Source organism: Streptomyces sp. NPDC007901 (assembly GCF_042959465.1).
Lineage (GTDB): Bacteria > Actinomycetota > Actinomycetes > Streptomycetales > Streptomycetaceae > Streptomyces.
Genome location: NZ_JBIBKW010000021.1, coordinates 182,683 through 201,047, shown reverse-complemented (window position 1 = coordinate 201,047; position 18,365 = coordinate 182,683). Strand labels below are relative to the sequence as shown.

Here is an 18,365-nt window from a genome sequence, read left to right as displayed (position 1 = left end):
GGGGGGGCGGGGCCCGGGGGGGGGGGGTGGGGGGTGGGGGGTGCCGGTTGGTCGGGGTTGGTGCCCTCTCCCGGGGGGGGCGGGACGGACGCTGTCAGGGCGCGTCCGTACCGCCCGGCTGCTGGATGGCTACGACAGCGGGTAGCCGTCGTTGTCCGAGAAGTCCTGGTCGATGGCGCGGGCGGCCTTGGCCAGGGCGGTCTTCGGGTCGGCGCCGCCGTAGACGTCGCTCAGCGCCTGGCTGAACTTGGCGGTGACCGTCGGGTATCCGGCGGTGATCGGGCGGGTCACCGCGACGCAGGACTTGGTGATGTCGCTGGCACCGCAGGGCTTGGCGAGCTGGTCGGCGAAGAGCTGGAGCGGGCCGCCCTTCTTGTACAGCGTGCTCGCGGCCAGCGCGGACTTGGTGCCGGCCGGGGCGCCGTTGGCCGTGGTCATCGCGGTGACGTTGGTGTCGTTCAGGAGGGAGTCGAGGAAGGCGCCGGCGGCCTTGCCGTTCTTGGTGTCGGCGCCGATGCCCCACTCCCAGGAGCCCTGGCCGGTCTTGGCGCCGTTGCCGAAGTCCGGCAGCGGCAGCACGACCAGGTCCTTGCCGAGCGCCTTGCTGTACGCCGGGTAGTTCCAGTGACCGCCCCAGCTGAGCGCGACCCGGCCCTTGGCGAAGGCGTTCCCGTCGGTGTTGGGGTCGGTGTACTTCTTCCAGGACTGGAAGGTCTTCAGCGCCGAGGCCACGGCGGAGGTGTCGAGGGCGCCCGCCGCCTTGCCGTCCTTCAGCAGGGAGCCGCCGGCCGACCAGACCACGGGCGCGAAGGCGTAGGTGCCCCACTCGCTCGCGAAGCCGTTGTTCTCCTGGAGGTCCAGGCTCTTGCCGTCGGAGTCCTTGGCGGCGAGCTTCTGCACGGCGGCGGTGAACTCGGCCGCGGTCCAGTCGTCGGAGAGACCGGTGGGGTACTTGACGCCCGCCGCATCCAGCAGCTTCTTGTCGGCGTAGACGCCGAGCCCGGAGTCGTACATCCCGAGCCCGTACTGCTTGCCGCCGATCCGGCCCTCCGCCTTGATGGCGTCGGTGGCGTTGGACAGGGTCTTGGCGGAGACGTAGGTGTCGATCGCGGCGAGCTTCTTGTTGTAGACGAAGTTCGCCATCGTCGGGCCGTCGAACTCCATCACGTCCGGCAGCTTGGAGGCGTCGGTCGCGGTGATGGTCTTGGTGTAGTCGGCGTCGGGGATCAGCGTCAGCTTGACCTTGACCTTCGCTTGCGAGGAGTTGAAGGTCTTCACCGCGCTCTGCAGCGCGGCGGCCTCGCTGGCCTGGCCCTGGTGGGCCCAGACGGTGATGGTGCCCGTACCGCTGCCCTGCTCTGCGGACGTGCCGGTACCGCTGCCGCCACCGCAGGCGGCCACCGCGGTCAGGGGAAGGACGAGGGTCAGGGCGGTCAGGGCCGTACGGCGGGACCTTCTGCTGCCGGTGTTCATGAGCGGTGTGCCTCCGGAGTGCGGTGCGGGCGAGGGCGGGTGGTGCGGAGGTGCATGGGGGGTCTGTGGGATCGGCAGGTGGGGTACGGCGACATGGCCGACGGGTCGGTCATGTGCGCTGCCCCTGCTGCGGTTCGGTCTCGGCGCTCGGCTCCTTGACCACGAGCGGGAGCAGCTCCCAGGCGTCGACCGCGTACCCCAGGCGCGCGTCCGGCGCGGGGCGGGCCTGCAGTCGCCAGGGGGCGTCCCCGGTCGGGTAGAAGCGCAGGGTGAGCACCTGGCCGGTGGTGGTCAGGAAGAGCTCGGCGAGGGAGTGGTCGACGACCAGGCGCAGCTCGACCGGCCGACCGGCCGGGCAGGGCATCCGGTGAGCGCCGCCGCGGGCCCGGGCGTCCAGCGAGGCGTGGTCGCGGTCGACGACCAGTTCGCCGGTGGTGGCGTCGAGGCGGATGTCGAGATACTCGGAGCCATCCGCCTCGTCCGTGCCGGTGAGCAGCCGCAGGCCGGCCGTGCCGGTCGTCTCCAGGCGGGCCGTCAGATCGAAGGCACGGCCCACACCGCCCAGCTCCACGGGCTCCGGTCCGTCGGTCGTGCCCTCGGCACGGACGACGTGCTCACCCCGCAGGGCGAGCAGTTCGGCGGCGGGCTCCTGCCGCAGCGTGCCGTCGTCGCCGACCGCGATCTCGCGGGGCACGGTCAGCACGCCGGACCAGCCGTCCGCGACCGCCCAGGACTGCTCCCGGGCCTCCTCGGACCAGCCCCACAACAGCCACCGGTCTCCCGGTGCGCGCAGCAGCGCGGGTGCGTAGCAGTCCGGGCCGTGGTCCACGAGGACCGCCGGGCCGGCGTCGAGGGTGGTGCCGTGTTCCGCGCCGACCAGGGCCGCGACGCACCGTACGCCGTCGTGGTGGTTCCACGCGCTGAAGACGAGGGCGCCGGGCCGTCCGGCCTGCGCGGGCAGGTACTGGGGACACTCCCAGCCCTCGCCGGTGTGCAGTCCGGTGCCGGTGCCGACCGGCTGCTGCTCGCGGGCGTCGAAGGGGCCCAGGTACGTCCAGTCCTCCAGGTCGGGCGACTCGTAGAGCAGGGCCGCGCCGCGGCCGTCCGCGAGGGCGGCGCCGACCAGCATCCGCCAGCGGTCGCCGTCCCGCCAGACGTACGGGTCGCGGTACATGGTGCACTCGTGGGGCCATTCGGGGATGACCAGCTCACCCCGCGGGCCGAAGGTCCGGCCGCCGTCGAGGGAGGTGGCGGAGGTGACCGGCTGGTGCTGGGGCGAACGGTCCTCGCGGTGCGCGGAGTAGAAGGCGACCAGCCGGTCCCCGTCGGAGACGGCGTTGCCCGAGAAGCAGCCGTCGGCGTCCACGCCGCCCGGGGCCGGGGACAGGGCGATCGGCAGCTGCTCCCAGCTCAGCAGGTCGGGGCTGCGGAAGTGGCCCCAGTGCATGTTCGCGTGGGTCGAACCGTACGGGTTGTACTGGTAGAAGACGTGGTAGTGGCCGTCGTGGAAGACCAGCCCGTTGGGGTCGTTGATCCAGTTCCGGGGCGGGCGCAGATGCGCGACGGGCCGGTACGGATCGCAGGGCGCGGTGGACACACACGTGCCTTTCGGTATGTGCGGGGAGCAGGAGGGGACGGACGTCCACCGGACGGGGCCGGTCGTCACGATCCCCTCGTGGGACGTGATGAAGACGCCTTCCACCGGCACGGTTCGCGGGCCGCGGCGGCAGGGCGGCGGTGGCGGGGCGCGCGGAAGGCAGGGCGGAGTGCCGGCGAGGAGCGGGCGGCTCAGCACCCTCGCGGCGGGGCGGCCGGGGTGGTGGAGGAGCGCGACGGACGCGCGCGGACCGGCCCGGCCACGCCTATGCGCGCACCGGCGGCCGTAGGGGATTCAGCCGGCTGCGCCGGTGCCACGGCTCGCTGAACGTGTCGGCGGACATATGTGTACCCTCACTTTGTTCGAAGAACTGACAGGGATGACGACCGGTCGCAACGGTCGCCTGTCATGGTGTGAACTGCTTCGCCGTCCCGGGGTCAGAGTCGGGGCGGCGAAGCGACCGATGCCCGCGCCACCAGCGGGCAAAGCAGCTTCTCCTGGGTGTCCGGGCCCGGTGGCCGGCCCGGTGTCCTGGTGAGTGCGAGCAACTGGGCCACGGCCCGTGCCCCCATCTCGTAGTGCGGCAGCCGAACCGTGCTCAGCTGCGGGTGGACGGACTCGCAGACCAGTTCCTGGTTGTCGAACCCGATGACGGACAGGTCGCCGGGGATGGAGAGTCCCAGCTCGGCGGCGGCCCGGTAAGCACCCGCGGCCATCCGGTCGTTGAAGCAGAACAGCGCCGTCGGGCGGTGCTCCGCGGTCAGCAGCCGGCGGGCGGCCCGGTAGCCGGCGTCCACGTCACCGCCGACCGTGTTGAAGGGGACCGCGGTCTCGTCGGCGACCAGTGACGGGTCGTACGCCACCCCGGCCTCGGCGAGCGCCCTGCGGTAGCCCTCCAGGCGGCCCTGCCGGGCGGGGAGGTCGACGGGCTGCACGGTCACGCCGATCCTGCGGTGCCCGTGGTCGAGCAGTTCGCGCACCGCCGCGTACCCGCCCTGGACCTCGTCGGGCACCACGGAGGGGACGGCGGGGTCGGCGGAGCGGGCGTCGAGCAGCACGGTGGGCGTCGAGCGCAGGCTCTCCGGGAGTTCCACGACGCGGTGGTACATGGCCGCGTACAGGACGCCGTCCACCTGGCGCTGGAGCAGCATCTCGATGCTCGTGCGCTCCAGTTCGGCGTCGCCGCTCGTGTTGACCAGCAGCAGCACCAGGCCCTCGGCCGCGGCGGCCTCCTGGGCGCCGAGGATCATCCGGCCGGCGTGCGGGGTGGTGGCGATCTCGTCGCTGATGAGGGCGATGGTCTGCGAGCGCTGGGTGCGCAGTCCCCGGGCGAGTCCGTTCGGCGCGTAGCCGAGTTCCTCGGCGACCTGGAGCACCCGCTGCCGGGTCTCCGCGCTGGCCCGCTTGCCCTCGACGCCGTTCAGGATGTGCGACACGGTCGCGGTCGACACACCTGCCGCCGCGGCCACGTCCTTGATCCCGATCCGGCGCGCCATTGCCCCTGCCCAAAGTAGTGGATACCGGGTTGGTAAATCGTTTAGCCAACCGCGTTCCCATGAGGGTGCCCACGGCCGGGGCTCATGTCAATGGCTCGTTACGAACTCTTGGCCACGGGATGTCGGCCCCCTGGGCTCCGACCCGGCACCGACAGGCACCGGGGCCCTCGCACAGCCCGCGCGATCACCGACTGCCGGCCCGTCTCCAGGAGGGGGTTTCCCAGCAGGTCCCGCGGGGCTCAGCCCCAGGCCGGCCCGCATCCGCGACCGGGCAGTTCCGAAGACCGGCGCCGGCGCCGGACCACAACGTCCGCATGGGTGGGAGCGATTGGAATGAGAGCCGACGGCAGCGGCGTCGAACTCATGAGTAACGGATTCAGCCCGTTGGCCCGAAGCCCAGAACCCACGGCCGACGGATCACGAGTCCTTCGAGGATCTTGGCGGGCTTTGCCGATCAACGTCGATCCGTGAAGTATTCCCAGGTCAGACGCGTTGATCGCGGTCAGCCCCGCACGGTCTTTGTCTGTCCGCGCCTGCCCTTGTGGCCCCTGTTCGGCCCCTGAGGATGAGGCTCCGGTCCGAGTCGCTGGACTGGAGCCTCAACAGCCGTTCTGGCAGGGCAGGACGTCCGTGCAACGAGCTACTGCCCGGCAACGAGACAAGAGCTTCCTTCGGAGGCATCGAGGCGGGCGCGGACCTCAGCCGTGGTACAGCACGCGGACGGCGTAGGCGTCGGCCGGAAGCGCGTCCAGGTAGTCGTTGAAATAGTGGCGCCGCTCGGCGTTGGCGATGTCCAGCCAGCGTCCGTCCAGGGTCAGCAGGGCGTGGGAGGGCAGGGCGGAGTCCATGGCGTGGCGTACCAGGGCGTCGAGGTCGCCGCTCAGGCGGGCGATCGGGTCGCCGCCCACGATCTCCTCCAGTTCCGGGTTGTCCAGGAACGCCGCGATGACCGGCTGAGCGCGGTAGTCCTCCACGGCCTGCATCGGTGAATAGCTCCCGGGGTCGGCCAGGTGCCGGGCCCGGAAGTCCCCGAAGGCGCGGCCGGGCGGGTAGGCGGCGGCGAACTCCTGCCATGCCCCGAAGGCCCTGCGGGCCCGGGCGGCCGCCCGGGCCCGCGGCGTTTCGAGATCCAGCAGCGCTCGCGGGCCGCCGTCGCACAGTGCCGGCGGCACGTTGCGCGGCTCTCCGGACAGGGTCTTGGCACCCCGGAGGAGGCGCGGGTCGTCCTCGTGCCCCGGGACGACCAGGAACTCGCAGCCCCCGCCGTCGACCTGCCAGTAGTCCCACCAGGTCTCGCCGTCCGGATCGCCGACGCCGGCGTCACGGTTGTAGTCGTACGGCGCCATCGCCGCGGTGATGGCCCGGACGACGTCCCCCGGGTCGCCCGGGGGGACGCACACCGTCACTCGCTCTTTCGCCATAGCCCTTTCCTCGGTCTGTTCCCGACGCTCATGGTCACATCATCGGCGGCGGGTCACAGGACACGAGCCATCCGTCACAGCCCCGCTGCCACGACCGGGTGGCGTCCCAGATCATGTAGAGGTCACCGATCACCCCGAGACCGCCCATGAGCTTGCCCACCCGGCTTCCCGCCCCGCCCGTCCTGGGCTCGGACGGCGCATCGGGCATGCTGGGAGCCTTCTCGGTGACCTCGCCGGGGGTGATCCGGACGGTCCCGCCGTTGACCTTGCGCACCAGCGGCTGCACGCGTTGCGTGTCGAAAGCACCGTCCGGCCAGATCACGCGCACGTGCTTGTTGCCGATGAACCTGTCCCGGATCGCCTCCGCCTCGGCCTGGCTCTTGGCGACGTAGACGACGTTCTGGGTCTGCCCCTTGCCGGTGCTGGTGGTGTTCATCTTGTTGGAAACCGTCTTGGCGACGTCGTCGGCGTTGAACACCTTGGCGTTGCTCTCGTTGGCGTCCCAGGTGTCGACGGCCACGATCTTGCCGTTCTTCCACGTGACCTTGATGTAGTCCGCCGTGGTACCGGCCGCGACATGGTCGCCGTTGGGGCCGTGCATCAACCCCTTCCTGGGTATCACGCCCTTGTCGTCCTGCCACAGGTACCGGGAGCCGCTGCCGTTCTTGGAGCCGTCGTAGTACTTGCCGCCGTTGCGCAGGTCCGCGTTCATGTAGTCGAACGCGACCTTCTCCGAGGCGATCTTCGACTGCCCGCCCAGTGTGTGCGGGACGCCGCTGTCGTCGTAGATGACCTGGCGGCCGCTGACCGTGCGCTGGGTGAGCGCGTGAGCCGGTTTGATCTCCTCCGGGGGGTCTGCCGCGACGGGCACTCCGTTGCGGCACACCGCCGTGCCCTCCCAGCACTCGACGGCCTGCAGGCCGTCCGGGTCGCTCTTGGTGACCGGGTTGTTGTCGGCGTAGGAGTAGCCGTTGATCTGCAGCGGGTCGGACGGGTCGATGAGCGGGTCGGCGGAGAGGAAGCGGCCGGTGGACTGGTCGTACTCGCGGGCGCCGAGGTGGGTCAGGCCGGTGGCCGTGTCCTCGATTCCGGTGCGCAGGTAGGAGCGCCGGTCGGGCCAGCTGGACGGCTGGCTGCCGCGCGTCTCGCCGAAGGGCTTCGAGAAGCGGCGGGTGACGGGCTGTCCACTGGACTCGTCCACCGTGGTGGTGGCGGTGCCGAGCTGGTCGGTGAGCAGGATGCTCAGCCGGTGACCGGTGGTGCTGCCGTACTTGGTGGAGCGGACCACGGTGGGCGCCCCGGAGTGGGAGTAACCGCGCGAGGCGGCGACGATGTTGCCCTTGCTGTCCGCGCTCACCTCGGTCTCGCCGAGGTAGAGCACGCTGCCCGCGGCGGTGTGCTCCAGCAGCCGGTTGCCGGCGGCGTCGTACACGTACGTCGTGCGGTCGGCCGGCGTCCACTGCTGGGCGGTGCTGCCGTTGCAGGTGTAGAGCTGCAGGTCGGTACCGTCCGCGTCGTTGGAGCTGGGCACGTCGACGCACTTGCCGGAGGCGGGGTTGTAGAGGCTCTTGTCGGAGGTGCGGACGGTGAACTTCTGCGCGCTGCCGCCGTCGCAGGCGGCCAGCAGGATCTTGGTGCCGTTCGCGGTGCCGGAGGCGCTCGCGCACTTGCCGAAGATCCGCAGGGTGTCGCCGGTCGTCCGCCACTGCTGGGCGCGGGAGTTGTTGCACCGGTAGAGCTGGACGGGGTTGCCGTCGGCGGTGGAGGCGTTGGCGTCGTCCAGGCACTTGCCGGACAGGCCGACGACCGCTCCGGCGCCGTCGCCGAAGCCCTTGACCTCGGTGACCTTGTCCTCGGCGCTCCACAGGAGGCTCTGGGTGCCGCCGGGCAGAGTCCGGGTCTCGGCGTTGCCGACCGCGGTGTAGGTGTAGCTGGACGCGGTGCCCGTGGCCGGGGTGACCCTGGTCAGGGTGTGCGGCTGCGCGAGCGTGCCGCCGGTGCCCTGGGTGCCGTAGCCGTAGACGCTCTTGACGTCCTTGGCGGTGTCGGCGGGGTCGTGCTCGGTGAGGCTCGCCCGGTTGCCGATCGCGTCGAAGGTGAAGGACTGCCAGTAGCCGGTGGTGTCGGTGGAGACCGTGCCGGCGGCGGGTGCGGCGGCGGTCAGCGAGGCCGCCATGTCGCTGTCGGGCGCGGTGGCGTCCGCGGCGGAGTCCGGTGCCTCGGCGATGGGGCCGGCCGAGGACTGGCCGTCCTGCCGGTAGCCCCAGGCAGTGCCGCTCGCGGACTTGCAGCCGGTGCCCGCGGTGCCGCGCGCGGCCGCCGCGTACGAAGCCCATCGCGCCGAAGCCGAGCACTTCGGTTACGTCGGCGAACGCGCTATCGCCCCAGCCCACCGAGCCTGGGCGCCGGCATTCACCGACCCTGGCGTCGCCGACGACGAACTCGACCTCGCGCGACGGCTTCTGACCGGACACGACGAACGCGCCACCACCCTTACCGCTCAGATCGCTGTACTTGTCCGTGTCGCCGGAACGCGCGACACGGACGTCGAGAACCATGCCCAGCGGCTCCGCACGCAGATCCATAACGCCGGCATCAGGGCAGCTCAGACCTCCCTCGAACTCGCCCTCGGCTTCCACCACGCGGTGTGCGGCAATCCCGGTCAGGTGGAAGACGTCCTCGCGCGACTCCAAGTGCTGACCCATGGCGGCGACTACGCGTACTACATCGATCTCGTGTCCTTCATGGCTGGCCTACCGCTCGCCTCCGGCCGCCCCGACCCACCGCTCTGGCTCGATGGGAGACAAGCACGCGGGCACGATGGCGTTCGCTGGTCACGGCACGCCGGGAGTGGCACGGCATCACGTAGCTCCGCACCGTCGTCATGCCCGGTTCCCTCCGGAGAACGCAGATGATCCGTCTATGCACACTCGCCAAAACCGCCGACTGTCACACGCCCGTGGGGACTGGGCACCCGTCGACGGCCCTGTCCTCGTGGCCACCGACCTCGGGACGGCCCAGCAGAACAGGCCTCCCGAGCGGTCGTTTCCGCCAGTTCATAGGCCTAGTCGTGGTCAGAGCCCAGGAGTGAGGATCTCCGCGGGCGCGGTGCGGACGTCGTCGCCCGGTCGCGGGGGCTCGGCCGTCGGGCAGGGAGACGAAGGCGCTCTGCCCGCGCATCAGGATCATGAGATGTGCCACCGACCGCCCGGCGGGTGCGGATCGCACGGCCGCCGCACCGGGCGTCCAGGTCGTGTGCCGTGACCGCACCGGGGCCTACGCGCAGGCCCCAGGCGCAGTTGACGTCCCAACGTCCAAAAAGACGCTTCCACAGGTCACAGACCCGCACTGGTGGGGCGGGGGGGACTCGAACCCACGGCCGACGGATCACGAGTCCTTCGAGGATCTCGGCGGCCCTTGTCGATCAGTGCTCATATTGGCCGTTTTCCCAGCTCAGACTAGGTTTGACGCCTCAGTCCCTCTCGGCCCTTGTCAGTCTCTTCCGATCCTTGTGTCCAACCTGCGTCCCGAACGCGTCCCGGATGGACAAGTCAGGCCGCAGCGGGGTCCGTCCTCCCGGTTCGGCGCGAAGTCGTACTGGTGAAGAGGTGTTCTTGACGTGCGCGGTATTCCAGGCGCCGGCCGTCCCGGGGCGACGGCCGACGACCGTGCGTCACCCGTCGACGGGCTCGCGTCCGCCGCGTCGGGCTCGTCCGCATTCGGGCCAACCCACCGGTCGTACCGCAGCCTTTACGATGACTCCTGTTACCGCGGCGCAGAAGGAGACGCAGGGCATGCGACGGCTGGGTGATCTGGAGGCGGAGATCATGGACCGTCTGTGGAGGTGGAGGCGCTCGGCGACCGTGCGCGAGATCGTCGACGACATCAACCGGACCCGGCCCGTCGCCTACACCACCGTGATGACCGTGGCCAACATCCTCCACAGCAAGGGCTGGCTGGTGCGCGAGCAGAAGGACGGCCGGGCCTGGCTGTACGAACCGGTCCGCACCCGGGAGGAGTACGCGGCCGCCCTCATGGAGGACGCCCTGAGCGCCAGCGAGGACCGCCCGGTGGCGCTGACCCACTTCGTGGACCAGATGTCCTCCGCCGAGATCACCGCGCTCCGCAAGGCCCTGCGCAACGCGGGAAAACGCGCCGACACGTGACCGGCGCTGCCCGGAGATCGACCGCCACGTGGGCGTGCGCGAACCGCTCGGCATGAGTTGGCCCCGCGGACGGCCGTACCGCTGTGAGCCCGCCGGAGAGTCGTCGTCGCCGGCGGGATCACCCGGTGGGTCGAGCAGGACGAGATCCACCGGGCGACGCAGGTCCGCGGAGGCCCGGAGTTCCTCCCCCGGCGTCGACGCAGGGCATGCCGACCGATCCTGCGGCGCCGCCGGGAGCGGGGACCTGCCGACCCGGGGCGGGGTCGGGATCGCCATGCGCGAACGCCCGATGTTCGTCAGGCCTGGTAGGCCACCAGCGCCATCATCCCCGCCTCGCCGTGGTAGGCGTTGTGGCAGTGCAGCATCCACTGGCCCGGGTTGTCGGCGTCGAAGTGGACGGACACCGTCTTCTTCGGCAGCACGATGGTGGTGTCCTTGCGCGGGCCGTCGGTGCCGAGCTGGTAGGTGTGGCCGTGCAGGTGCATCGGATGCCACATCGTCGTCTTGTTCACGAAGTCCAGGCGGACCCGCTCGCCCTGCCTGACCAGGATGGGGTTCGCGGTCGGGTCGCTCATGTCGAACCGCTTGCCGTTGATGCCCCAGTTGTACTTGCCCATGCCTCCGGTCAGTTCGATACGGTGCACCCGGTCGGCCTTCTTCGTCGTCGGCCGGACGTCGTCCGCCGCCTTCAGCCGGGAGGCGGTCATGATCATGCCGTCGAGTTCCTCCGGGCGGACGGTCGGCATCGGGGCGCTGCCGGAACCGGTTCGGACCAGCGCCATACCGTTGGCATCCTTGCCCTCGGCGAGGGCGACCAGCGGGAAGACACCGTCCGCGAGGGTGACCAGGACGTCGTACCGCTCCCCCATGCCGACGAGCAGGGCGTCGACCTGCTGGTGCTGAACGGGGTATCCGTCGGTGTGGGTGATGGTCAGCTTGTGCCCGCCGAGCGCCACCCGGTAGGCCGTGTCCCCGCCCGCGTTGATGATGCGCAGCCGCACCCGCTTGCCCGGCTTGCCGGTGTACACGTCCGGGTCCGCCGGGACTCGTCCGTTGACCAGGTGGTACGGGTACTTCACGTCGCCCGCGTCGCCACCGAGCAGCTTGCTCCGTGCCCCCATGAGCGTGAACTTCATCGACATGCCGCCGGAGCCGGACGGCGAGGCGCTCGCGTCCGAACTCCCGCTGTTCATACTCATGTTGCTCATGCCGCTCATGTCCATGCCGTCCATGCCGTCCATGCCGTCCATGCCGTCCATGTCCATGCCGCCCATGCCCTGCTTGAGCTCGGCGTAGACCTCGTCGGGGGTGCCGGCGACTCCGTCGACCCAGTCGTCGAGTACGACGACCCACTCGTCGTCGTACCGGAGCGGTTCCCTGGGGTCTTCCACGATCAGCGGGGCGTGGAGACCCCGGTCGAGCTGGACGCCGACGTGCGGGTGGAAGAAGTAGGTGCCGGGGGCGTCGGTGACGAAGCGGTAGGTGAAGTTGCGGCCGGCGCGTACGGCGGCCTGGGTGGCCGGGGGTACCCCGTCCATGTCGGCACGCAGGGCTATGCCGTGCCAGTGGACGGAGGTGGTGGTCCTGTCCGGCAGCTGGTTCGACAGCTCGGCGGCAAGGGTGTCGCCCACGGACAGGCGCAGTTCCTTGCCTGGGGTCCGGCCGCTGAAGGCCCAGCTGTCGGCCATGACCCCGCCGCCGAGGTCGAGCATGGCGCGCGCGGCGGTCAGGGTCACCTGCTGCGTCCTGCCAGTGGTCTTGCGCTTCTTCTCGGCGGCGGCGACCGCCGCGTCATCGGGGCTGACCAGGGAGGGGGCGGAGCTGCCGGAGCCGCTGCTGCAGGCGGCGAGCGCGCCCGCGCCCGCGACGCCGAGCCCGGCCAGCAGGACGGAGCGGCGGTTGATGCTGTTCATGTGGTTCACGTGGGGAGTCCTCTACTCGATGTGCCGTCGGCCGGACCGCGCGCGGGCAGCACCGCTCACGTACCAGGGGGACGCGGCGGCGGCTCGCGGGATCCGGCCTAGATCAGCAGCCGGGAGAGGACGGAGAGATCGGGTGGCGCACGGTAGGACGTCCCGGTCGGATCGCGCTGGGCGGACACGGAACGGAAGGCATCCGACCGAAAGGCGGTGACAGCGGCAGGCGGCGGCAGGAGTTTCGCCATGCCTACGTCCCCGGCCGAGCAGTGCTGCATGCCGGGCCCCGAGCAGGCGCCGCCGTCATCGTCCATCGCCGTGTCCACGGCCTTGAGGACCGTGCCGTGCGCGGCCGGGGCGGCCGTCGGGGCCATGGCGGCGGAGGTGTGATCCAGGCCGGCCATCGCGCTCATGGAGTGGGCGGGCGTGACCACGGACGTCGTGTCGTGGTGGACGAGTACAGCGAGTGCGGCGAGCAGCGCGACGACCACGGCCCGCGCGCAGCGCGCTGCACCGCCTCGCGGTCCGGCCTGCCCGTCTGTCACTGTCGCCATCGCTTTCCGCGCTCTGTTCTGTCTGACACGACCCGCCCACTATACCTACTGGGGGTATATGGTTCTACTAAGTGAGCCACGTACACAACATCGGCCGATGACCGGCCTCCGCAGGGCACGCGGCAGCCGTCACCCCGAGGCGGCCGTGTTCTTGCCCGCCGGCGTCACGGCGAACCACGTGCCGTTCTTGCCCTGGCCGTTCATCTCGCCGGCCTTGGTGTCGCCCATGTAGCGGTACAGCGGCCAGCCGGCGAGGGTGACCTGCTTCATGCCGTCGTCGCGGGTGAGGACGCCGACCTTGGCCTGCACACCCATCCCCTGAGGGGTGCCGTCGGCCATGACCGGCATCCAGGTCTCCGCACAACTACCGGTGCACATCGACATGTTCACCTGGTCCTTGCCGTAGCGGTAGAGCGTGAAGCCCTGGGCGTCGGTGACCACCGCCCCCATGCCGGACATCGTCTTGGACATCAGCATGTTCGTGCTGACCATATGGCCCGTGCCGCTGCTCGCGGTGGACGTGCCGCCGTCGGCGGGTGCCGTGGTCTCGGCGGATGCGGAGGCCACCGGTGCGGCCGCGCCGGTGTTCGCGGAGTCGTCACCGGACGACCCGCACGCGGTGAGCAGCAACGCCGAGGCGACGCCCGAGGCCATGACGAGGGCAATGCGGTGCGGGGACACGGAGTTCTCCCTTGTTGTCGCGTGAGTTATCTACTGATGCCCTTAGTACGTTCGTGGACGGCGGACCGTTCAGGCACAGGAGACGCACATGGCGAGACCTTTACCGTTCCCCTTCACGACGCCACCGCCGTGAGCTCCCGTCCGGGACACGCCGCCAGGCGACCCGAGCGCGCCAGCAGTGCGACGCAGCCGGCGCAGAACGCGCCCGTCGCCGCGAGCACCCACCAGGTCAGTTCCGGACGTCCCAGACGGTCGGCGGCGTCCCAGACGGCGCCGGTGGTCAGGTTGCCCAGCGTGATGCCCAGACCGGCCACGGTGTTGTACAGCCCGTAGTGGGTGGCGACGAGGCGTCCGCCGGCCAGGGAGACGACGGTGTCCATCTCGAACGGGTAGACCAACGCTGTGCCCAGGCCCAGCAGGACCACCGCCGCGAACAGCGGTGCCAGTGCCACGGCCCAGGCCGCCGGGCCGGAGGTCCCGGTAGCCGTACCGGTGTCGACGAGCGGCGGGAGGAAGGCCGTACTCATGAGCGTGATGCCGTAGACGATGGCGCGCCGGGACGACCAGCGCGCCCGTGCCCATGCGGTGATCTTCAGCTGACCGGCCACGGCGACCGCGGCCGAGACCGCGAACAGGACGGTGGTCACCGCGTCACCCCGGTCCGGGGCGATGCGGTGCGCCTGCAACGGCAGTGCCAGGTAGACCTGGAAGGACAGGACGTACGAGCCGATCATGGCCAGGGCGAAGAGCAGGAACGGGCGGTTGGCGACGACCGTGCGCCAGTCGGCCGGCACCCCGCCGCGGTCGGCCCGCGATGTGCCCCCGTGGGCGGGCAGCATGCGCAGCTGAATCACCGTCAGGGCAAGGAACAGCAGGGCGGCCACGGAGCAGACGAGCCGGAAGTCCGCGGACAGCAGGGCGAGTCCGACCAGCGGGCCCACGAACATCCCGGCCTGGTAGAAGACGTTGAAGGCGGCGAAGGCCTCCACGCGCCGCTCCCCCGCCTCCTGCGCCAGATACGCACGGACGGCGGGATTGAACAGAGCGCCCGCGAACCCGGTCGCCGCCGACGCCGCGACCAGGGCCGGCAGTGAGCCGGCGAAGCCGAGCAGCCCGAAACCGGCGGTCCGCAGTACAAGCCCCGTCACGATCACGGGCTTGTAGCCGAGCCGGTCGGCGAGCGTGCCGCCGACGAGGAACATGCCCTGCTGGGCGAAGTTGCGCACCCCGAGTACCAGGCCGACCGCCCAGGCGGCCAGGCCCAGGCCGTCCGCGAGGTGGACGGCGAGGTAGGGCATGAGCATGTAGAAGGCGGAGTTGATGGTGAACTGCTGGATCATCAGCAGCCTGCTGCATCCGTTGAACGAACGGAACTGCGCGGCAAGGGACTTCATCGCGCCGCCCCTTCCGGCACGGTGACGTCGGTGCAGCGGGTCCACCGCTCCACCGTGCGCTCACCCGGGTGCGCGATCTCGTCCGGCTCGGCGGCGGGGTGGCCGCGGACGAGGTCGTGGGCGCGGCAGAACCGGTCGCTGTAGACGGTGTTCCAGTAGCGGTGCACGCCGTCGGGGAAGATCGCGGCGATCCGGGTCCGCTCCGGTTCGGTCCGGGCCAGCCAGTTCGCGACGAGTGCGACGGCGCCCACGCTCCAGCCGCCGCTGGCGTAGTGGCCGCGGGCCAGTCGGCGGCAGGCCCACACCGCCTCGCCCGGGGCCACCCAGTGGACCTCGTCGAAGGCCGCGTGGTCGACGTTGCCGGGGTGGATGCTGCTGCCCAGGCCGCGCATGAGACGGGGTCCGGCGGGCTGGCCGAAGACGGTGGAGTTCACCGAGTCGACGCCGACGAGCCTGAGTTCCGGGATGAAGCCGCGAAGGGTGCGGGCGATGCCCGCCGAGTGGCCGCCGGTGCCGACTGCCGCGACCAGGACGTCGATCCGTCCGAGCTGCACGATGAGTTCCAGTGCCAGCGAGGCGTAGGCGGCGACGTTGTCGGGGTTGTTGTACTGGTCGGGACACCAGGCCGACGGGGTACGGGCGAGCAGCTCGCGCACGCGCTCGCGGCGCGCCTCCTGCCAGCCGCCCACGGGACGCGGCTCGGTGACCACGTCGACGTGCGCTCCGAGCGCGCGCAGCTGGTGCACCATCAGCGGCTCCATGCCGGGATCGGTGACGAGGGTGACCGGATGGCCGTACGTGATCCCGGCCAGGGCCAGGCCGAGGCCGAGGGTGCCGCTGGTGGACTCGACGATCGGCGCCCCTGGCCGGAGGCCACCCCGTTCGCGGGCCGCGGCCACCATGTGGAGCGCGGGGCGGTCCTTGATGCCGCCGGGGTTGGCGCCCTCCAGTTTCGCCCAGAAGCCGCGGCCCGCCGGGTTGAAGGGCTCGCCGATCCACAGGACGGGGGTGTTGCCGACCATGCCGGCCGGTGAGCGTCGCGGCGCCCCGGCCGGTTCGGGAAGTTCGTGTGCCGCGAGGAACGAGGTGATGTCGTGCGACGTGACGTCGCGCAGGGCAGTGCTCATGTGGGGGTCCTCTCGCGGCCCCGCTCGCGCTGGGGCCGCGTGTCCGCCGTACGGGTGGGTGTGCCGGAGGGCCCGGCGGTGCGCGCCGGGCGGCACGGTCACGTACGGCTGACGCAGACCAGGTTCAGCAGATGGGGGCCGGCGGAATGCGGCACGGCTGCCGGGTCGCCGCCCCCTGGCGGGCCGCCCGACGGCACGGGATCCACCACGCGGTGCCGCAGGGAGAGCAGCGCGAGCAGCGTGAGCGCCAGAACCAGGGTCTGCGCGGGCACCCGCGGGCCGGCGGGCCGGTCAGCCGGATCGCAGCACAGGGTGCAATGCCCGTCGTGTTCGTCCGCCCCGTGGTCCGAGGCACAGTCCGCCACCGCCCACGCGGAGCGCGGGCTGTTCGCTCCGGCCTCCGGATGCACCGCCGGCGCGGCCACGGTCGTTGCGTGCGGATAGCCGTCATCCAGGTCCGCGGCGCACGCGACAGCGTGGGCCAGGAGCATCAGCACCAGACCCACGAGGAGGGCGAGGGCCGGCCTGCGCACCCTCGCGCAGCCGGCAGATTCCTGCGGCATGCGACAGATGGTAAGCACATCGTCACGATCCGGCAGCTTTCCTGCGCATATGGGCGAATCAGCCGGAGGCCACAGCGCGGGTACGCGTATCCGGCCACCGTCCCGGACGAGGCCGTGATCGCCGTGCGTGAGGTGTCGCGAGCCCGGCAGCAGGGGCCCGCCTGTCCCCCCGAAGAGCCGCCCGAGCAACTCGTCGAGGCCGCCGAAAACCGGCGAGTTCGGCACCGACGTCGCCGCGGGAGGACTGACGATCTACCGCCTGCACGCCCACACCGCGGGCGTCGGACCGGCGCCGCCGACCACGCAAGAGGATCGCCTGCGAGACCTCGAGTGAGCGCCGGAGGTCCTGGTTGTTCGTGCGCTTGGGCCGGTCGGCGTCTTCAGAATGGCGGTGGGGACCCGGCCAGGCGTTCCTGCCGCGCCAAACGCACAACCGTCGCAAACGGCGCGGGCCTTGTCGGAGTCATGGCACGCACGCCACCGTCAGGGGCAGCAGCGGAGCCACGACCGTGGCCACCACGATGCCCAGCCGGGCCACGCGGTGCGGCCGGGGCTGCGGCGCAAGGACGCGCCGCAGCCGGACGAGAACTCCCGATCCACCCGCCCCCAGGGCCGCCGCCGGCGCCCGTCCCGCCGCGACCTCGCACATCGCCGTCGCCAACGCCGCCCTGGAGTGATGCCGCAGGGCACGGTCGTCCGCGATCATCTCCAGCAGCAGGTTCGTCTGCTCCTTGGCGTGCCGGGCGAGCGGCAGACCGCCGAACGCGCGCGAGAACGCTGCCACCAGGATCTTCAACAGGTGGTGCCTGCCGGCGATGTGGGCGCGCTCGTGGTCCAGTACGGCGCGTAGTTGTTCCTCGGTGAGGACGTCCAGCGCACCGCTGGTGACGACCACGCGGGCGCGGCGTCCGCCCAGGCAGTACACGGCGGGAATGCCGTGGTGGACGATCGTGGCGCCGTGCTCGGGCGCGGGTTCGCCGACGAGTGTGAGCATGTCCAGCTGCCGGTTGCGGGCACGTCGCGCCCGCCAGGCGCACCGGACCAGCCATCCGGCCGGCAGCAGGACGACCACGACGGGTGCCGCGATCGCCAGGGCGTCGTCGAAGGTGGGCGGCGCGTCGCCCGCCGAGGAGGCGTCCGCGGGCAGTCCACACGCGGTGAGCAGCCCGATCACCCCGTCGTGCACGTGCTGTTCGGCCGTCACCACGTGGTACACCGAGAGGGCGGTGGCGACGACGAAGGTGACCATGAGGCCCTGCCACGCCAGGACCGCGGCAGCCGGCGCCCGGTGCGCCCACGGGGCCCTGGCCAGCAGGGGCGGCGCCACGGCACCCACCAGGGCCGCGTATCCGGCCAGCCCCGCGGCTGTGATCATGCGCTGCTCCGCCTCCTCACCGCTCGGAGCGCCGAGCGTAGCGCGCCTCCGCTTCCACCGTACTCATCTGCTCCACGAAACCGGCCGACGCACCCGCCGGGTCCGGCTTGTTCGGCTTGTTCGGCTTGTTCGGCTTGTTCGGCTTGTTCGGCTCCGAACCTCCGCTGCCCGCCGCCCTCGCCGGGGTCTCAGTGGACGTGCGGCCCTCCGGTCGTCTGCGGCTTCCCGCGCGGTACGAGCGCCAGGGCGGCCAGCGCGGTCGCCGCGGCCGCGACCGCGCTGAGCGTGAAGGCGTCCGGGAAGCCGCCGACCGCTCCGTGCTCGATACCGGCCGCGGCGACCGTCGACATCACGGCCACGCCGATCGAACCGCCCACTTCATGGAAGGTGTTGACAACGCCCGAGGCCAGTCCGCGTCGGCACGGGCACGGCGTCCGAGGGGGCCCTGGGCCGCACGGTGAGGGCGAACGGAACTTCGCAGAGTGGCGCACCGGCGTGCCGCGGTGCGATGGCCGAACGGGTCACCGACGGCATCGGCCCTCCCCGGGCTCGACGAACGGATGGCCGCGGAGTGCGACCGGTCCGGGCACACGGCCCGTCGC

Annotated in this window: 15 protein-coding genes; 2 read left to right on the top strand and 13 right to left on the bottom strand. The window is 71.3% G+C overall.

What is annotated here, in order from left to right; translation table 11 throughout:
* Positions 1 to 129: 129 nt before the first annotated feature.
* The 5 genes from ACFZDK_RS44425 to ACFZDK_RS44405 form a co-directional block, all read right to left on the bottom strand.
* Positions 130 to 1,473 (bottom strand): ABC transporter substrate-binding protein, encoded by a 1,344-nt coding sequence (locus ACFZDK_RS44425; protein ID WP_390981703.1) that lies wholly within the window; start codon positions 1,471 to 1,473, stop codon positions 130 to 132.
* Positions 1,474 to 1,582: 109 nt separating this feature from the next.
* Complete coding sequence (locus tag ACFZDK_RS44420) at positions 1,583 to 3,070, bottom strand: GH32 C-terminal domain-containing protein (RefSeq protein WP_390981701.1); 1,488 nt, start codon at positions 3,068 to 3,070, stop codon at positions 1,583 to 1,585.
* A 437-nt stretch (positions 3,071 to 3,507) separates the two neighbouring features.
* Entirely contained in the window at positions 3,508 to 4,566 is a 1,059-nt protein-coding gene (locus ACFZDK_RS44415; RefSeq protein WP_390981699.1) for a substrate-binding domain-containing protein, read from the bottom strand.
* Between the two features lie 698 nt (positions 4,567 to 5,264).
* Positions 5,265 to 5,987, bottom strand: coding sequence for a hypothetical protein (locus ACFZDK_RS44410; RefSeq protein ID WP_390981697.1), 723 nt, complete (start codon positions 5,985 to 5,987; stop codon positions 5,265 to 5,267).
* A gap of 34 nt (positions 5,988 to 6,021) precedes the next feature.
* On the bottom strand, positions 6,022 to 8,163 hold the full coding sequence (locus ACFZDK_RS44405) for a ricin-type beta-trefoil lectin domain protein (RefSeq protein ID WP_390981695.1): 2,142 nt from the start codon (positions 8,161 to 8,163) through the stop codon (positions 6,022 to 6,024).
* Between the two features lie 94 nt (positions 8,164 to 8,257).
* Between ACFZDK_RS44405 and ACFZDK_RS44400 the strand changes: the two genes are divergently transcribed.
* Together ACFZDK_RS44400 and ACFZDK_RS44395 are read left to right on the top strand one after the other, a co-directional pair.
* Positions 8,258 to 8,902, top strand: coding sequence for a hypothetical protein (locus ACFZDK_RS44400; protein WP_390981693.1), 645 nt, complete (start codon positions 8,258 to 8,260; stop codon positions 8,900 to 8,902).
* 879 nt (positions 8,903 to 9,781) lie between these two features.
* A complete protein-coding gene (locus tag ACFZDK_RS44395) occupies positions 9,782 to 10,153 on the top strand; it encodes a BlaI/MecI/CopY family transcriptional regulator (protein WP_355728671.1) in 372 nt (123 codons plus the stop codon).
* A gap of 296 nt (positions 10,154 to 10,449) precedes the next feature.
* Here ACFZDK_RS44395 and ACFZDK_RS44390 read toward each other — a convergent pair whose 3' ends face one another.
* The 8 genes from ACFZDK_RS44390 to ACFZDK_RS44355 all read right to left on the bottom strand — a co-directional run bounded on the left by ACFZDK_RS44390 (position 10,450) and on the right by ACFZDK_RS44355 (position 18,140).
* On the bottom strand, positions 10,450 to 12,066 hold the full coding sequence (locus ACFZDK_RS44390; protein WP_390981717.1) for a multicopper oxidase domain-containing protein: 1,617 nt from the start codon (positions 12,064 to 12,066) through the stop codon (positions 10,450 to 10,452).
* Between the two features lie 107 nt (positions 12,067 to 12,173).
* The gene (locus ACFZDK_RS44385; protein ID WP_390981690.1) at positions 12,174 to 12,623 is read right to left on the bottom strand and encodes a hypothetical protein; all 450 of its coding nucleotides are present in this window, start codon (positions 12,621 to 12,623) and stop codon (positions 12,174 to 12,176) included.
* Between the two features lie 129 nt (positions 12,624 to 12,752).
* A complete protein-coding gene (locus ACFZDK_RS44380; protein ID WP_390981688.1) occupies positions 12,753 to 13,304 on the bottom strand; it encodes a hypothetical protein in 552 nt (183 codons plus the stop codon).
* Between the two features lie 113 nt (positions 13,305 to 13,417).
* A complete protein-coding gene (locus ACFZDK_RS44375; protein WP_390981686.1) occupies positions 13,418 to 14,698 on the bottom strand; it encodes an MFS transporter in 1,281 nt (426 codons plus the stop codon).
* Positions 14,695 to 15,825 carry a pyridoxal-phosphate dependent enzyme gene (locus ACFZDK_RS44370; protein WP_390981684.1) on the bottom strand — a complete coding sequence of 377 codons (1,131 nt, stop codon included), beginning with the start codon at positions 15,823 to 15,825 and terminating at the stop codon, positions 14,695 to 14,697. The genes ACFZDK_RS44375 and ACFZDK_RS44370 overlap by 4 nt, the downstream gene beginning before the upstream one ends.
* Positions 15,826 to 15,923: 98 nt before the next feature.
* Positions 15,924 to 16,388, bottom strand: coding sequence for a hypothetical protein (locus ACFZDK_RS44365; RefSeq protein WP_390981682.1), 465 nt, complete (start codon positions 16,386 to 16,388; stop codon positions 15,924 to 15,926).
* Positions 16,389 to 16,851: 463 nt separating this feature from the next.
* Positions 16,852 to 17,763, bottom strand: coding sequence for a M48 family metalloprotease (locus tag ACFZDK_RS44360; protein ID WP_390981680.1), 912 nt, complete (start codon positions 17,761 to 17,763; stop codon positions 16,852 to 16,854).
* A gap of 188 nt (positions 17,764 to 17,951) precedes the next feature.
* On the bottom strand, positions 17,952 to 18,140 hold the full coding sequence (locus ACFZDK_RS44355; RefSeq protein WP_390981678.1) for a hypothetical protein: 189 nt from the start codon (positions 18,138 to 18,140) through the stop codon (positions 17,952 to 17,954).
* Between the last annotated feature and the right edge of the window lie 225 nt (positions 18,141 to 18,365).

Coding starts and splice junctions, on each gene's coding strand:
- ACFZDK_RS44410 (WP_390981697.1), bottom strand. CDS start 5,987: ATGGCGAAAGAGCGAGTGACGGTGTGCGTCCCCCCGGGCGACCCGGGG.
- ACFZDK_RS44405 (WP_390981695.1), bottom strand. CDS start 8,163: ATGGCGGCCTCGCTGACCGCCGCCGCACCCGCCGCCGGCACGGTCTCC.
- ACFZDK_RS44360 (WP_390981680.1), bottom strand. CDS start 17,763: ATGATCACAGCCGCGGGGCTGGCCGGATACGCGGCCCTGGTGGGTGCC.
- ACFZDK_RS44425 (WP_390981703.1), bottom strand. CDS start 1,473: ATGAACACCGGCAGCAGAAGGTCCCGCCGTACGGCCCTGACCGCCCTG.
- ACFZDK_RS44375 (WP_390981686.1), bottom strand. CDS start 14,698: ATGAAGTCCCTTGCCGCGCAGTTCCGTTCGTTCAACGGATGCAGCAGG.
- ACFZDK_RS44415 (WP_390981699.1), bottom strand. CDS start 4,566: ATGGCGCGCCGGATCGGGATCAAGGACGTGGCCGCGGCGGCAGGTGTG.
- ACFZDK_RS44370 (WP_390981684.1), bottom strand. CDS start 15,825: ATGAGCACTGCCCTGCGCGACGTCACGTCGCACGACATCACCTCGTTC.
- ACFZDK_RS44365 (WP_390981682.1), bottom strand. CDS start 16,388: ATGCCGCAGGAATCTGCCGGCTGCGCGAGGGTGCGCAGGCCGGCCCTC.
- ACFZDK_RS44390 (WP_390981717.1), bottom strand. CDS start 12,066: ATGAACAGCATCAACCGCCGCTCCGTCCTGCTGGCCGGGCTCGGCGTC.
- ACFZDK_RS44395 (WP_355728671.1), top strand. CDS start 9,782: ATGCGACGGCTGGGTGATCTGGAGGCGGAGATCATGGACCGTCTGTGG.
- ACFZDK_RS44385 (WP_390981690.1), bottom strand. CDS start 12,623: ATGGCGACAGTGACAGACGGGCAGGCCGGACCGCGAGGCGGTGCAGCG.